Origin of the sequence: Novosphingobium sp. Chol11 (genome assembly GCF_900218065.1) — a bacterium.
Classification (GTDB): domain Bacteria; phylum Pseudomonadota; class Alphaproteobacteria; order Sphingomonadales; family Sphingomonadaceae; genus Sphingobium; species Sphingobium agri.
On the sequence record NZ_OBMU01000001.1, the window covers coordinates 2434597 to 2448622 of the forward strand.

The window sequence follows — 14026 nt, forward strand, 5'->3', positions numbered from 1 at the left end:
AATTATGGACAGAATTATCGAAGCTGGACCAGCGCATCGACCCTTCATTCCGCTTACCGCGTGTGGGAAGCGGAAGCCTATCCCCGAGACCAGACAAGCCTGGGGGCGTTCGGGCGAGTGCTGACAAACATCCCCGTGGCAGCTCCCGACCTGAATGTGGAGAAGAAATCTGACCGAAACGGCGCACAGTATCGCATCCTGTGAGCCGGGCGACATAACGGGCGGTATGCCGTCTAAATCGACTACAGCCTGCCGAGACATTTTTCCGAAGGCGGAAAGGCGTCTTGGCAGGCTTGCTCTTCCCTCCAAAAGACACAATCGCAGCAGGGTTTTAAACCGCCCTAAGGAGGAGCAATGCTTGTCGGCTATGCCCGCGTGTCCACAACCCACCAATCACTCGACGTTCAGATCGAGCAGCTTGCAGCCCATGGTGTCGAGAAAATGTTTCAGGAACAAATCAGCGGTAAATCGGCATCGAACCGACCTCAGTTGAAAGCTGCGCTCGATTTTTGCCGCGAGGGCGATACGTTTCTTGTGACCCGGCTCGACCGATTTGCCCGGTCGGCTCAGGATTTGCATAATATCGTAGCCGCCCTGACAGTGAAGGGCGTTGGATTCCGGTGCCTTCAACAGGGCGGCCTCGACACGACGACCAGCCACGGGAAGCTGATGTTGGGCATATTGGCCGCTGTAGCCGAATTCGAACTCGACATCCGGCAGGAGCGCCAACGCGAAGGGATCGAGAAGGCCAAGGTACGCGGTGTATATCGTGGCGGCAAACAGCGGTTCGACCCGGCGGAGGCTCGGAAGCTGCGCGATGATGGCATGAAACCCCGTGCAATCGCGCGTGAACTGAAGTGCAGCCCGGCGACAGTTTATCGCTTGCTCGGCTGACCTATATCCCGCCAACTTGACCCGCCGCTCATCGCGGCTCGTGCCGCATTTTTGCCCTGAGCCGACCAACGGCTATTCGAACGGATTGAACTCACCCTTCTTGATCCGCTTTGCCCACCGCTCAAAAAAGGCATCCTGTACGAAGTTGATATTTTTCACGAGGCGCAAAAACAGAAGCGAACCCCCATACATGAGCAACATGCCGGTCCAGTTCCCCGGCGATTGGGAAATGAACGCAACTCCACTTGCGGTGCCGTGCTTAAAGAGTTCTCGCAGTTGCAGCCATTCAGGGGGGCTATTGTGAACAATCACGCCATCGTCAACGAATACGTCCGCATCGCTGCGGAGCGAGTTCAGCCATTCATACGCTTCCTCAACATCCGGCCGATCGCCAACCATGACGCCTTCAAGCTGACGGCCGACGAGAACCTTCACTAGGTGGCGAAGAGAGTCGAAATGATAGTCGTCCCGGCCATAGTCGCCGATTGCGAAGCCCGAGGCGGCAACTTCGGAAAGGCTGTTATTAGTGCCCACAGGAATGAAGGTAACATGCACGCTCCAACCGAAGTTCCGCTGGGGAAAGAGCGTTGTTTCCACGATTGTTTCGCGATGCCGGTCTTCATGTTGTGGAATCTTCCGGGTTTCGGAGCCATCATATTCGGCGGTAGTCTCAAGCCCTCCGATGATGCGGCTGTCGTTTACTGACCATTCCACGACCCCACTGGCTTCAAGGCGCTCGACGGCGGCTTTGATTGCTTTCTCCGAGGCGTCGGGGAACGCTGAGGTCAGCTCTTCGATAGCATCATAAGGACCGCCCCAAATCCATTGGTAGCCGCCCGAACCGCTTTCATACGGCAACTGATTTGCTGGATCTTCAAAGTTCTCGTAGAACCAAGCAACCATCTGTTCAGCATGGTCAAATTCCGAGGAGCGAGGATCGAGTTCCGGCGGTTCACTGACTGGTACAACGTGGGCAGCGCTCGGCATAACTTCCTCGTATTCCTATCGGGCGTTAGGCTTCCTATTACTGAATTATGGGGACAAGCCAACCGTTCGCTTTCTATACATTTTCGCCGAGAATGGCCGATTTGAGGACAATGAACAGCCGCTCGGACCGGTAGCTGGGCTTAGCAGTCGATCCGGCCGCAGCGACGAATGACATCGGCAAAGGCGTGCTTGCCCAAGTTAGATGCGCGGCGGTTTTCATCAGGCGTCAGATTGCTGTCCATTGCCATGTCCAACAGCGTCAGTGCCAGGCGAAAGACAGCCCGAACATTGGGCTGGGCGCGAGAACAGCGCAGATAATCATAATAACGCCGACTGTAGCCCATGTGCTCGACCGAAAAATGGGCGTGGGACTGGGTGATACCTGCTGCCCGGAAAAATGCATAAATGTCGTCCACTATCATGACCATAATCCTCAAAATACGATCCTACTCGTATTTATGGCTACACAGCAGCCTGATCCTTGATCGCGGCGCATGAATTATTTTCATTTATTTTCTAGTCGTTAAGGCCAATCTTCGGTCGCTCTCACGAACAACGACGTTACGGCTTGCCTTGTCCGAAACAAACAAGGAGATGCCCATGTCGATCCTCAAGTCCCTGAAGCTTACCGCTGCCAGCCCGGTCAACGTCGGCGCATCCGAGCATGGTTTTCGTGCGAAGCTGCTGCGATATTTGGAAGAGCAGAAGGCGTTGGCGGAAGCTGAGATTGCCGGAACGACCTTCACCGCGACAAAGAAGGTCACGCGCAAAAATGCTGAGGGCGAGAAAATCCGGGTCGATGCACCCCGTGCCGTCCGCAAGGGTTGGTTCACCGACGCCAGCGGCAAGCTGTTTTTTCAGCTTCGCTATGGCAGCAAGCCGCTGGAGTTTGCCAAGGGCATGAACGCGGTTGCGGTCGAAAGCCTGACGGAAATGCCTAGCATCATCGCGTCGATCATCGAAGCGATCAACGCGGGCGAACTCGATCCGCAACTGACGAGCGCCATTGCCGAACGCAAGGCAAATTTCAAGCCTAAGGCCAAGAAAGCGGGCGCGTGAACAACGATACTGAGAGGCGGGCGACCACAGCCCGCCTCAACGACCATTTCCGTTTTACCGGCGAAAACGGGTGGGTATTCCTCTCCGCTGGTGTTGCGGCACAACCTGTTCCGGTGAAGGACGCCATCGTTCATACCGTCCGGCATTTTGATGCCTTTACGCCGGACAATGATCCCCATGGCGAACATGATTTTGGCACGCTGACGGTCAACGAGCTCCGGATCATCTGGGAGATTACCTACTATAAACGCGATCTAGGCGATGCCGACAGCGATCCGGCTGATCCCGTCAGGACCAAGCGCGTAATGGCCATCATGCTATCGGAGGAATATTGATGCGGCGGTACAATGTCAGCGACATCACGGAACAGCATTATCGGACGCTGCGCTTGCTGCTCCACCTCAATCTGGCTGAAGCCCATATAGTGGTAAGAAGCCAGCGACCCTGGCCCACTCCTATTTCATTTTCATTCCGTCAGCGCGATATTAAAATTGCAGGAGATGCAATCAACTAGCGGCTGCATTTTGGCCATTGCCACTGCATGGAGTCGAGAATGATCCCGCCGTCGCCGAAAGACGAACAAAGATACATGCTGCCATGTTCGGCACAGAACATCCGCCAAAGACCCAGTGGCTGTTGACGTCCCTGCAGAAATGATTCATGGTTTGTTCACAGGTTGTCCCCAGAATATGGGGAGGTAGACGATGAAACGAAGAACACCCAATCTCGCGGCGAGCCTTCCGAAATGCAGGTGTTGCGGCAACTATTGGCGTCCGGCCCCCGGCGTGAACGCCAATACTGCCTATTGTAAGCGGTGCGCTAAGGCACGTCACGAGCAGGCCGCAACTGCGTTGGGCCTCAAACGCCTCGGCCCAACCGACTTCAAGGGAGGCTTCCTCCTCCCGAGACGATGGCGCTCAAGCTAGGCGCCGAAAAAGGTCCGTAGCCCGGCTAAGGCTTGCGCCTGCCCAATGACTCCGCTGGAACCGTCCAACGACCGAGAACGCCCGCCGCCGATCGGATCGCTCCACGCGCGCCATTGTTGCTTGCGCGTCGAGATGCGTTCCCACTCGACCTGTATCCGCCGTTGCCCCTTGGTCTGCTGCCATTTGACCAAGTCTGATGCGACTTCGACGGTCCACAGCGGATCAACCGGCAGAGCCGCTAGGCCCGAGAGGGTTTGATTGGTGTTCTGGAAACGCCCCGTCGTGTTGTCATTGAGTGTTCGACGGATGAATGTGCGCCACGGCTTCGGGATGTGTGGAAGCCACTTGAGAGTATCAACGAAGCCGCCGTGTTCAATGAGCGATTGCGGGTTGGGTGCTTCTTCGTACCAAATCTTGCCGTGCAGAAGCCGGAAGAGCGTCATACCAAGAGCCCATATATCACTTTTTGCGCTAGTTGGCCCATTATGCCAACACTCGTAGGCGATATGGTCGCAGTAGCCCGCTTGCGAGCCGTAACCGAGTAACAGGTCGTCCGTGACCAAACCGAAGTCGGCGAGCTTAGCCACACCCTGTCCGTCGAGGAGGATGTTCGCTGGCTTAATATCGCGATGGAGCATCCCTCTCGAATGGAGCACACCGAGGCCCTGTAGCACCTCGGTCGCCGCCTTCTTTACTGCCCGCAGCGTCATGGGGCCGGTGTCGAATTTCTTCTGGAGCGAGCCCCCCGCACAATATTCCATACAGATAATGACACTATCCCCGCTGTCACCCTCGACCACATGGTGGACTTGGACGACGTTGCGGTGTGTGGCTTTCGATAGGTTTTGAGCCTCATTCAACGATCCGCCCTTGTATAGTTGCCACCGGGCGTCATCGTGGTGGGCTTTGCGGTTCAGGACCTTGACTGCGACGTTGCCATGCGCCGGGTCCACGCCATGGAACACCTCGCCGAAGTGTCCATTGCCAATCTTCGCGCCGACTGTAAGACCGGAAACGTAGTCCGCCATCAGTCGTTCCTCGCGGCGATCAGGAGCATTGTGACTTCACGGCTTCCCTTGCGAAGCTTGCCACCGGTCGTGTGCTCATCCCAGAATGAATCGTCAGCCACATACTCATCAACCTTCCGCTCGCCATAGGTGCGGCTAACCACGCCCTTCTTCAATTGCGAGACCGACGAAGCGGACGCCGCAGCAGCGATCACCACCCCCCGGACCTCCGCACTTTCCAGCATGCCTAGCTTTGCCGCGCCCTTGCCAGCGACGGCACTCGCCTTTACGTAAACGGCCTCGATACCGTTCTCGCGGATGTAGTCAGCACATTGCTGGTGCAAGACGTTGTAGGCGGCAGCTCTGTCGCCCTTCTGCACCTTCCATGTATCGTCGGCGAGAACCACGATCGGGCCATCGTCATGAGGGACTTCAACGTCCACGTAAGTCACGCCTTCTTTGGAGGCGCTAAGCCCCAACCACCGCTTCGTCATTCATAACCCTCTGTTTGCCGTAACTGACTGATACAACGAGGATGACGAATGGTGAAGAGAGAAGAACAGAACGTGGCAATCTCAAATAGTCGCTACAACCCCGGCTGCTCCTTGGCGACTACGGTGTCGTAAAGCCCATAGTGTGTCAGCCCTTCATGGCTCTCTATTCCAGTATAGCGGAGGGAGGCATCCTCATAGCGGCGGAACGCGAAAACGGCTTCATTCATTCGTTCGGTGTTAAAAACCTTTAGGCGCACCAGAAGATGAAAGTCGGCTACTGTCAGGCCAGTGACCGCAAGGAACAATTCCGGTTCCAGCTTGGTGATGACATCCTGTAGCGTATTTTCGCGAAAATCCGTCAGGTACATGAACGCTGGAATGCGTGTGGCAAACTTAATCAGCTTTTCCTGTACGAGCTTGCGCTTCGATTTGTACTCCTTTTCTTCATCGGTTAGCTCTTTCTTTTCCTGCGAAGTAAGCTCGCTGCCTTTCGCCTTGTTCTTGAGGTCTTTGACCTTTTCGCTCTTGTTGATGATGGTTTCGATGATGTTAACACCAAGCGCGCGCCAGCCTTCTATGCGTTCCACGGCTGCCATCGCCTCGGGATTGTTGAGAACGCGGCGCAACGTGTCATTATCCACGTTGACGAGCATCGCGGATTCCCATTTTCGTGCCAGCAGCGTTGCCGAAGTTCCGGCCATTGCAATGTCAAGAATGCCGCCTGCGTCAATCTGCGTCATGTTGGCGCCGTCATAGGCCAGCACTGGCAGGAAGGAGACAAGCTCCCGCACCGCATTTTCTGGGTTGGCTTCGCCCGGCGAAAGGCCAACGCCATATGATGACAACTGTCGAAGCGCACGGGTCGGCGCGAAATCGAACACAAAGCAGATGGGTTTGAAGACTTCTTCTTCGTTGGGATCGTCGCCATGGGGATTCTTGATCGACCAAGGCGATTGCACCCGGAATGCTGCCTGAAAATAGGTTTCCGGCGAATTTAGGTTGCGTAGCATCAGGATCGACGACCATTGCGCCACCGTCACGCCGGTTGTCAGCTTACCGCACGACAGTGTGATGGTCTTGGTGCCGAAACCACTGCCGACAGCCTGTCGGACGGGCGGCAACGCGTCCAGTCCGATGCCTGCCGTGGCCCCCGCCGCCACGATCAGCCTGTAATCATGCCAGAAGACGTTATGTTTCTCTTCCAACAAATTTCTCATCGCATGACAGGCGGCGACGTTGGGCAGAAACCAGAAACTGTGCTGCAAATGGGGTAGCAATCTTGTGTCCGAATAGGGCCAAGGCGGCACGACGCCAGACTTAAGGCTATCGAGCGATCGCGGCGCATCGGGTGCATTACGAATGACATTCAGCCATTTCTGCACCTCATCCTTGTGCTTGAATTGCGCCAGCACGCCGGTCCCGCTAGCGGCGAAAAATTCGTTAAGATCAAACTCGTCGAACTCCCCGCCGCTGGCAATGTGAGTAATTTCCGGCGGCATCTGATAGGTTAGCAGCCGCATTTGCGGCAGCGCGCCATAGGGATTGCGCGCATCTGGATTTTGCTCAGCAAATTCGACCTTGGCGCGTTGTTCGTCGGTATAGGTCCAGTTGAAAATCTGTTCCTCGATGAACTCGCCGGTGGCCAGCGCCTTGAAGGGGGTGCCGGAGAGATAGAGATAGGCCCGCGTGGTGATGGGCAGGAACTCGGCCTCGCTTTCTGAAAGGACCCCCAAATCCTCGTTCACCTCCTCAAGGTCAGTGGCATATTCGAGACTGGTTTCCTTTTTGGCGACGGCCGCTTCCTCGCCCTCGAACAGCTCCTTTGCCGTCTCGCGCCAAGCGCCGAAATGGTATTCATCGAACACGACCAGGTCCCAGTTGATTGTGTGGAGCCATTCGTTCCGGGCCTTGATGTTGCCCGCCTTGTCGCGCCCCAACAAGTCTTGGAATGAGCCGAAATAGACCACGGGCTTATTGCCATCGATCTGGCTAGGGTCGCGCCCAGAGTTGCGGGAAAGATATTGCCAGGCGTCGAAATCGACATGGGATTCAAGGTCAGTCTGCCATGCATCCTCGACGGCAGGCTTGAAGGTCAGGACGAGAACTCGCTTCGCGCCCAGCTTCTTCGCAAGCTGGTAGGTGGTGAACGTCTTGCCGAAACGCATTTTCGCGTTCCAGAGGAAACGTGGAACGGCGGCGGCATTCTCCTTCCAGCGGGATTGATAATAGGTGTAGGTCTGTTCAACGGCCCGCGCTTGCTCTTCTCGTGGCGGGAAATCCTCGTGGTGCGTGCCCGTTAATTGTTGGCCAGTGCGCAGCTCGGACAGGACGGTTTTCACGTCCGCGACCGTGCATTGCATCCATTCGAGCTGCGGGTTGGCGAAGCCTTTGCGCTTCAAGGCATAGCGCACGGCATGATCCGTGATAATGCCCCCATCATCCCGTTCAGCGCTTTCGTCCAGCTCGATGGTGTAGTTGGTTATGGCGGCGGTTTTGAGCTGTTCAGCCACTCGCTGCTTCACGTCGCGTGTGGTCTGCCCGACTTTTAGAAGGCCGTCATGCGTATCGGCGGCGATGGCATAGGCGTAGATGCGCGGACGCGCTTTCGGTTTGGGGGTCAGGATTTCGTCAACAGTGGGCTTATTCATCGGTAGCTGCCGCGCCAAGATCCATGGGCCGCACAAACGTCTCAATGAATGCGATTTCCTCCTCAGTTATACCGTACTTCTTGTAGAGATCTTCATCGGTCCAAATTTTTGTCCAGTCTTGCGTTGGCACGAAAGTGTAGACCCTTCGCGTCGTGTCCTGAGAAGGCTTATGCAATAGAACAAGGAGACGAGTTAGGCGGCATGTGAGATATGATAGAGCACTCTCGGCCTCTAATTTTGTGTCGAAAGGGCCGATATACATATAGGTCCAAGAAGATATGCTTCCTGGTTCGCCTATAAATGGGGTACTTAGAATGCGATGCGGATAGGTATCTTTATTGCCGGTGCCGGGAGCAGCGCGGCCGATGAATATCTTCCACTTATCAAAAGTATCTTGCTCTTTTGTGATCTCTGCCCTCGCGACATACCCGACGCCGCCATTTCTGTAGACCTTCAGATCGTCGCTTGATCGCGCTTCTTTCCCTCTGAATGTGCTGCCGAGGCCATATGCACCAATCGAACTAACGAGATTCATGAACCGCTTTTCGTTGGGAAGTTCCAGAGATTTATCGCTGCCCGTTTCAGCGGCGACGACCTTCTTTAGGATCGATAATCCAGCGTTGAAGCGGATGAAGACATCTGCACCCTTTTCGAGCAAAGGGCGTGTCGCAGTTGAAGGAGGATGATCCTTGTAGTGTGTAGTTACACGACAGGGACCATGATAGTCACGATCCCATAAAAAGTAGCAAACGCCACCTTTGAGCCCAACGCCGGGGAACACATCTGATGCCGTTAGGTAATCCTCAATTGAAACCAATTGGTCATTGTTGAGCATTGCTTCCCGAAACTCATCTAACCCCATGCCTCCCGAAAACCATCGCGCAGGTATGATCATGCTAAGAAATCTGGGAGAAAGCTCTTTGGCCTGCTGAACAAATTGCTGGTAGATAGGGCGTGCCTGCACCCCATGCCCGTCCGTATTCAACTGGTAAGGTGGGTTTCCGATAATCACATCGAACTGCATGTCATCTCCGAACAACTCGCGGATGCGAGTTCGAATGTCATTGGTGTGGATGAAGGCGTAGGCGTGGTTTTCCAGCTGTTCGTCTCGATCAAAGGTGTTTTGCGGTACGCCGCAGAACTCGCACTTGCCATCTGAGGCATCGCCACGTTTCTTGAGCGTGTTGCCTGCCTCGTCCGTAACTTCGATCCATTTGCTGCCACCGACCCAGTTATGTTCGGTGCGCTCGAACCAGATGTTGCCGCCATCACTGGCAAAACTCTTCGCCACCGAATGTTCGCCGTTGGCGTGCTTCGAGCAATAGAGGCTTCGACGAGCCAGCAGGCTGGTCAACGTCGTTATACTGATGCCGAACACCTGCCGGGTCAGGATATGGTCGACCCGCGTTTGCAGGTCGGGAATTTCTGTCGCCAACCCGGCGATCAGCCGCGAGGTGATTTCCCGAAGAAACACCCCCGATTTGGTGCAAGGATCAAGGAACGTAACAGTGCGGTCGGCCCAAATATTCGCGCCGCCATTTCGGGAGGCCCAAGCCTCCGCCAGCGTGTCCAATACTCGGTTAGCAAACTCCGGCGGTGTGAACACCTCATCGTTCGAGAGGTTGGCGATGCAAGTCAGAACATCGGGATTGCGTCCCCGCAGCGTAAACCCCGCCTGTTTGTTCATACGGCTCCCCCCATTTCGCCGCTAGCAAATCTCGCCAAATCGCTAACCGTGATCGGTGGATAGACGCAAGTGGGTGTGAAAATTTCGTGCTTGCCGAGCCCCGCGAACAGCGAGCCTTCCGCACTGAAACTCGCCATGCCGGTCAGCACATCGAGCCTGAAGTCCCGGCGCTGAAACTTGCCCCTACCGAGATAGCCCCATTCCACTACGCTGATCGGTGCGCCTTCGGTGTCGCGCATCGTCATCGCATCGCCATGCACGAGATTAAGCGACAGCACATAGAAGGCAGCGAGATATAGCTCATCCGTTTCGCCCAGACCGAGATAGCCGGCAAAGACCTCGAGCATGTTCGCGCGGCACTCGGCAATGTTGTCAGGCAGCAGTTCGATCCCGTAGGCGCACATTACGGCCAGCAGGGCATAGTGCCGCTTTTCGAAATCGGACTTGCCAAATTTCAGCTCCACGGCAGCTAGCTTGCGTTGCAAGATCGGCACGAGGAAATTGCCGCTTCCGCAAGCAGGCTCCAGAAAGCGCGCGTCGATCCGTTCCGTCTCGCCCTTCACCAGATCAAGCATCTTTTCGACGAGCCATGGGGGAGTAAAAACCTCCCCGTGATCGGCGACACGTTTTTTCGATTTTATCAGGCTCATAGATGGTCCCAGCTTTACAGACCCTGCATCCGCCTGTCCACGCAAGCACCGTTAATTGGACACCGGTGCAAGGCATCATCGGCATGACGCGCCTGCCGGTGGTGATGGCAATATGTTCAGATTGAAGTTTAGGCGCTAAACTTCTTTGCCCGTGCAAGGGGCCACAAACTCCCGCCATTCTGGAGGCATACCTGCGAGCCCATGACGGCTTTCCCCAGCGCGTGGCCCCTTGCAGGGCAAATGTGAGCTATGCGATCCAGTCGGGGCGCAGCGCGTCCTTGAATTGTTCGACGCTGACCTGTCCGTAGAACTTGTCGATCATGTCAGGGCTGGTGCCCGTGTTGCGCGCCAGCACGAACACATCCACTCCGGCGCGTAGCTGCTGAGAAATATAGAAATGCCGGAAGCTGTAGGCATCACGCTTCTTGCCGCGATGATCCTCCTTCAATCCGGCAGCTTCCAGTAATGCGTTGAGGCTTTTGTTGATCGAGGTCAGCCGCCGACCATCCGGCGCAGCAAAAATCGGATCGCCGTCGGTCGGCTCATTATCGTCGTGATGAGATTTCCACATGCGCCAGAGCCGGTCGAACTCGGTCAGTCCATATTCCAGTGGAATGAACTCGCGGGATTTGCCTTTACCGCGCGCCCTGATCCGAATGTCGCGATCACCCAGACGCTTGGTCAAACCGTCGCGATAGCCCAGCAAGTCGCCCCAGTTCAGGTTCCGCAATTCGGTCGGCCGCATCCCGGTGCAACAAGCGATGGTGATGTAAGCATGGAGTATCGTCCGGTCGCGTCGGACCTCTTCATTAACCTGCTTGTCCTGCATTCGCTTTTGGGCAAGCCTTTGCAGCTTGGTCATCTCGCTGATCGAATAACTGGGCCTCGGTGATGGCGGCACGCGCGGCGTATCGACATCGGGTATCTGGCTCTGATTGATATAGCCCCATTTCGCGGCTTGCCGGAAAAGTTGCCGTAGCACGACTGCTTCCCCGCGTTGACTGCTCAGGCTGGGGACACGGCGCATATCGGTGGCGGGTCGCCTGATGCGCTTTCCAGCCCGGATATATTCGATATGCGTCTGATCCTTACCTGGGCCGGTCGTCCAGTATGATTTGCGCCATTCGAGATAGCGGTAGGCATCAGCGTCGGTGATCGCATCGATTGGCTTCTTATCGAAGAACGGCACGAAATAACGTTCGACCAACGGCCTGATCCGATCGCCGCGATCATGCCGGACCTCACCGCGCTCTGAGAGCCGGTCCATGTGATCGCAGAATTCCTCGGCCACCACCCGAAAGGACCGCTGTACAGCCCGCAGACCATTCTCTTTCCGGTACTGTGCCTCGTGCCAGAGCTTTGCGGCCTGACGCCGTGCATCGGCCTCGTCTGACGTGCCCAGCGATTTCCTGATCTGACCTTCACCCCGGATGCTGAACCGCACCCACCAGACTGCGCTGCCTGGCCGTTGAAATATTGCGTAAGGCTCTTTCCCGGCTACCCGGCCCATTTCCATGCGTAACATGCCCCAAAATAATAGCGCAGGCCGGTTTGCGGACTGCGCTGGCTGTGCTTGAAATGTGCTAGATCAGCCCCTCCCGACATAAGCCGCAGAAGGTTAACGTCTTGATATCTCTGAAGGCGTGGGAAACTGCGTGCTAGCACTGTGCTAGCTTAGCTCCAACCCAATCAAAGAGCGAGACTTCAGGTAAGTTACTGTTTTTACTAGGGAATAATGGTGCCCGGGGACGGAGTCGAACCGCCGACACTGCGATTTTCAGTCGCATGCTCTACCAACTGAGCTACCCGGGCACGGGCGCCGGGGAGAACCACCGGCGACGTTGAGAGGCGTGCCTATAGGCATCAATCCAGGGGGTTGTCCACCCCATCATCGTCGCTTTTTTTCATCTCGTCGGCGGCGGGGGTTCCGGGGACCCGATAGCCTTCGCCCAGCCATTGCAAAAGGTCACGATCGCGACATGGCTTTCCGCAGAAAGGCCGCGTGTCCGGATGTGAAGCTTGGCCGCAGATCGGGCAGGAGGATGATTTAGGCGACATGGCCGGCCGATATGGCAAGCGCGGGGTCCGCCTTCAAGCTGACGGCCCCGCCACGGCGGCGAGCGAGTTGCTCCAGCCAGTCGGTGGCTTTGTAAAGGCGGTCGATGATGGCGGGCGCGGCGGTGATCGTCACCGGTCCGCCATTGCCCTCTCGCTCGGCACGGCGGAGCAATGCGAGGGAGGCGGTTTCGATCGGATCAGCCCGCAGCAACTCCATGAGGTTCATCCGCTCCCGGCGTCGGATGATCTGGACGAACCCGAAGCCGTTCACCGCAGTGCGTTCGAAAGGAAGGGGCAGATATTTGTCGATCTGCGCTGAGGCGACAGCGCGCTCATCCTTGTTGTTCATGGTGGGCAAATCGATGCCGATCGATCCGGTCAGGCCCATGCGGCGGATCGCCTGTGCGGCGAGCTTCGCACCTTTTGGACCGAGCTTGGCGGGCGGCAGCGATCCGTCCACGTCGATCAGGATCATGGCAGGCGTAGGGAAGATGCGGAGCGCCGCTTCCTCGGTGCCGATCTCGCCGGACATCGCCTCTTCCATGAGCTCGCTCCAGCCATGGGCTTCCAAGCGATCCTCCTCATGCGCGGGGCACGGGATGACCGGAATGCCGGTTGCCCGCAGACGCTGCAGCAGGCTGGGGGCGGGATGCACCTTGGAGCCCGGCTGCGCGATGCGCGCCTTGGCGAGCTTGGAGCGGCCTTCCTCGGGAATGGCTTCGCGCAGAATTTCGAGGAGGACGGTCGCTCCCTCCGCAGTTTTTGGCGGGATGGGCTCGACCAGCACTTCCTCGCCCGAGATCAGGCGGGCGATGCCGCGCTTCTTGGGAATGATCGTCCGGACGAGCTTGCCCTGCATCACCGCGCCGGCGCGGGCGCCATCGCCCTCACGCTCGATCTCCGCTTCGACCAGACGGCCCTTTTCGATCAGCGCGGCGCGGGCCTCGCCAATCCCTTCTTCATAGAGCCATTCGGCCATCACTATATTCCTGCTGGTCGGGATTGCTGAGCCGGGACATGTGCCATTTCCCTCGCCATCCCTCTAGTCCAATGGATAGCCCGCAGCTTTCAGCAGCGCGCGGGTTTCGTAAAGGGGCAGACCCATGATCGCGCTATGGCTGCCATGTATCGCGCGGATCAGCCCGGCGGCACGACCCTGGATCGCATAGCCCCCTGCCTTGCCATGCCATTCTTCGCTGGCGATGTAGGCGTCGATTTCGGCCTGCTCCAGACGCTTGAACGTCACGATGTTGGCCGAGAGGCGATGCCTTGCCCTCCCCTCGCCATCGATGAGCGTGATGGCGCTCAGCACGCGGTGGCGGCGGCCCGAGAGGAACGAAAGACAGGCGCGCGCCTCATCCTCCGCCTCTGCCTTGGGCAAAATGCGGCGGCCCGCTGCGACCACCGTATCGCCCGAAAGCACGAGCGCGCCGGGATGGCGGGCAGCGACAAGCGCCGCCTTTTCAGCCGCCACGCGCGTAGCGTACGGGCCGGGAAGTTCGCCTTTCAACGGGGTTTCATCGACGTCGGCGGGGTCCACCATATCAGGACGCACGCCGATCTGACCCAGAAGTTCACACCGTCTAGGCGAAGCCGAAGCAAGGATGAGCCGCATC

Annotated in this window: 15 protein-coding genes and 1 tRNA gene; 4 read left to right on the plus strand and 12 right to left on the minus strand. The window is 57.0% G+C overall.

Annotated features, from left to right (window positions below):
- Together NCHOL11_RS18400 and NCHOL11_RS12095 are read left to right on the plus strand one after the other, a co-directional pair.
- Positions 1-204 (plus strand): hypothetical protein (locus NCHOL11_RS18400; protein WP_217991069.1); only part of this gene is annotated, 204 nt, incomplete at its 5' end.
- Between the two features lie 150 nt (positions 205-354).
- Positions 355-894, plus strand: coding sequence for a recombinase family protein (locus tag NCHOL11_RS12095; protein ID WP_097092518.1), 540 nt, complete (start codon positions 355-357; stop codon positions 892-894).
- 72 nt (positions 895-966) lie between these two features.
- Here NCHOL11_RS12095 and NCHOL11_RS17950 read toward each other — a convergent pair whose 3' ends face one another.
- Positions 967-1881: a hypothetical protein gene (locus NCHOL11_RS17950; RefSeq protein WP_141397857.1), complete on the minus strand. Its 915-nt coding sequence runs from the start codon at positions 1879-1881 to the stop codon at positions 967-969.
- Between the two features lie 140 nt (positions 1882-2021).
- Entirely contained in the window at positions 2022-2303 is a 282-nt protein-coding gene (locus tag NCHOL11_RS12105) for a DUF6626 family protein (protein WP_141397858.1), read from the minus strand.
- A 178-nt stretch (positions 2304-2481) separates the two neighbouring features.
- Here NCHOL11_RS12105 and NCHOL11_RS12110 point away from each other — a divergent pair, with 178 nt between their 5' ends.
- Positions 2482-2940, plus strand: coding sequence for a hypothetical protein (locus tag NCHOL11_RS12110; protein ID WP_097092925.1), 459 nt, complete (start codon positions 2482-2484; stop codon positions 2938-2940).
- A complete protein-coding gene (locus NCHOL11_RS12115) occupies positions 2937-3275 on the plus strand; it encodes a DUF3768 domain-containing protein (RefSeq protein ID WP_097092520.1) in 339 nt (112 codons plus the stop codon). Before NCHOL11_RS12110 ends, NCHOL11_RS12115 begins: the two co-directional genes overlap by 4 nt.
- A gap of 587 nt (positions 3276-3862) precedes the next feature.
- On the opposite strand, the gene NCHOL11_RS12120 is transcribed toward NCHOL11_RS12115, so the two are convergent.
- The 10 genes from NCHOL11_RS12120 to NCHOL11_RS12165 form a co-directional block, all read right to left on the minus strand.
- The gene (locus NCHOL11_RS12120) at positions 3863-4894 is read right to left on the minus strand and encodes a serine/threonine-protein kinase (RefSeq protein WP_097092521.1); all 1032 of its coding nucleotides are present in this window, start codon (positions 4892-4894) and stop codon (positions 3863-3865) included.
- A complete protein-coding gene (locus NCHOL11_RS12125) occupies positions 4894-5367 on the minus strand; it encodes a hypothetical protein (RefSeq protein WP_097092522.1) in 474 nt (157 codons plus the stop codon). Before NCHOL11_RS12125 ends, NCHOL11_RS12120 begins: the two co-directional genes overlap by 1 nt.
- A gap of 92 nt (positions 5368-5459) precedes the next feature.
- A complete protein-coding gene (locus NCHOL11_RS12130; protein ID WP_255254782.1) occupies positions 5460-8033 on the minus strand; it encodes a GIY-YIG nuclease family protein in 2574 nt (857 codons plus the stop codon).
- Positions 8008-9702, minus strand: a complete 1695-nt coding sequence (locus NCHOL11_RS12135) for an Eco57I restriction-modification methylase domain-containing protein (RefSeq protein WP_097092524.1) — start codon at positions 9700-9702, stop codon at positions 8008-8010. The genes NCHOL11_RS12130 and NCHOL11_RS12135 overlap by 26 nt, the downstream gene beginning before the upstream one ends.
- On the minus strand, positions 9699-10352 hold the full coding sequence (locus NCHOL11_RS12140) for an N-6 DNA methylase (protein WP_097092525.1): 654 nt from the start codon (positions 10350-10352) through the stop codon (positions 9699-9701). Before NCHOL11_RS12140 ends, NCHOL11_RS12135 begins: the two co-directional genes overlap by 4 nt.
- Positions 10353-10599: 247 nt before the next feature.
- Positions 10600-11868 (minus strand): tyrosine-type recombinase/integrase, encoded by a 1269-nt coding sequence (locus NCHOL11_RS12145; protein WP_255254783.1) that lies wholly within the window; start codon positions 11866-11868, stop codon positions 10600-10602.
- 220 nt (positions 11869-12088) lie between these two features.
- A tRNA-Phe gene (locus tag NCHOL11_RS12150) sits at positions 12089-12164 on the minus strand.
- 51 nt (positions 12165-12215) lie between these two features.
- Positions 12216-12410 carry a DNA gyrase inhibitor YacG gene (locus NCHOL11_RS12155; RefSeq protein ID WP_097092527.1) on the minus strand — a complete coding sequence of 65 codons (195 nt, stop codon included), beginning with the start codon at positions 12408-12410 and terminating at the stop codon, positions 12216-12218.
- Positions 12400-13389 (minus strand): ribonuclease, encoded by a 990-nt coding sequence (locus NCHOL11_RS12160; protein WP_097092528.1) that lies wholly within the window; start codon positions 13387-13389, stop codon positions 12400-12402. Before NCHOL11_RS12160 ends, NCHOL11_RS12155 begins: the two co-directional genes overlap by 11 nt.
- A 63-nt stretch (positions 13390-13452) precedes the next feature.
- Positions 13453-14025 carry a Maf family protein gene (locus NCHOL11_RS12165; RefSeq protein ID WP_097092529.1) on the minus strand — a complete coding sequence of 191 codons (573 nt, stop codon included), beginning with the start codon at positions 14023-14025 and terminating at the stop codon, positions 13453-13455.
- Between the last annotated feature and the right edge of the window lies 1 nt (position 14026).

Coding starts and splice junctions, on each gene's coding strand:
- NCHOL11_RS12120 (WP_097092521.1), bottom strand. CDS start 4,894: ATGGCGGACTACGTTTCCGGTCTTACAGTCGGCGCGAAGATTGGCAAT.
- NCHOL11_RS17950 (WP_141397857.1), bottom strand. CDS start 1,881: ATGCCGAGCGCTGCCCACGTTGTACCAGTCAGTGAACCGCCGGAACTC.
- NCHOL11_RS12160 (WP_097092528.1), bottom strand. CDS start 13,389: ATGGCCGAATGGCTCTATGAAGAAGGGATTGGCGAGGCCCGCGCCGCG.
- NCHOL11_RS12140 (WP_097092525.1), bottom strand. CDS start 10,352: ATGAGCCTGATAAAATCGAAAAAACGTGTCGCCGATCACGGGGAGGTT.
- NCHOL11_RS12135 (WP_097092524.1), bottom strand. CDS start 9,702: ATGAACAAACAGGCGGGGTTTACGCTGCGGGGACGCAATCCCGATGTT.
- NCHOL11_RS12155 (WP_097092527.1), bottom strand. CDS start 12,410: ATGTCGCCTAAATCATCCTCCTGCCCGATCTGCGGCCAAGCTTCACAT.
- NCHOL11_RS12095 (WP_097092518.1), top strand. CDS start 355: ATGCTTGTCGGCTATGCCCGCGTGTCCACAACCCACCAATCACTCGAC.
- NCHOL11_RS12105 (WP_141397858.1), bottom strand. CDS start 2,303: ATGATAGTGGACGACATTTATGCATTTTTCCGGGCAGCAGGTATCACC.
- NCHOL11_RS12165 (WP_097092529.1), bottom strand. CDS start 14,025: ATGCGGCTCATCCTTGCTTCGGCTTCGCCTAGACGGTGTGAACTTCTG.
- NCHOL11_RS12110 (WP_097092925.1), top strand. CDS start 2,482: ATGTCGATCCTCAAGTCCCTGAAGCTTACCGCTGCCAGCCCGGTCAAC.
- NCHOL11_RS12125 (WP_097092522.1), bottom strand. CDS start 5,367: ATGACGAAGCGGTGGTTGGGGCTTAGCGCCTCCAAAGAAGGCGTGACT.
- NCHOL11_RS12145 (WP_255254783.1), bottom strand. CDS start 11,868: ATGGAAATGGGCCGGGTAGCCGGGAAAGAGCCTTACGCAATATTTCAA.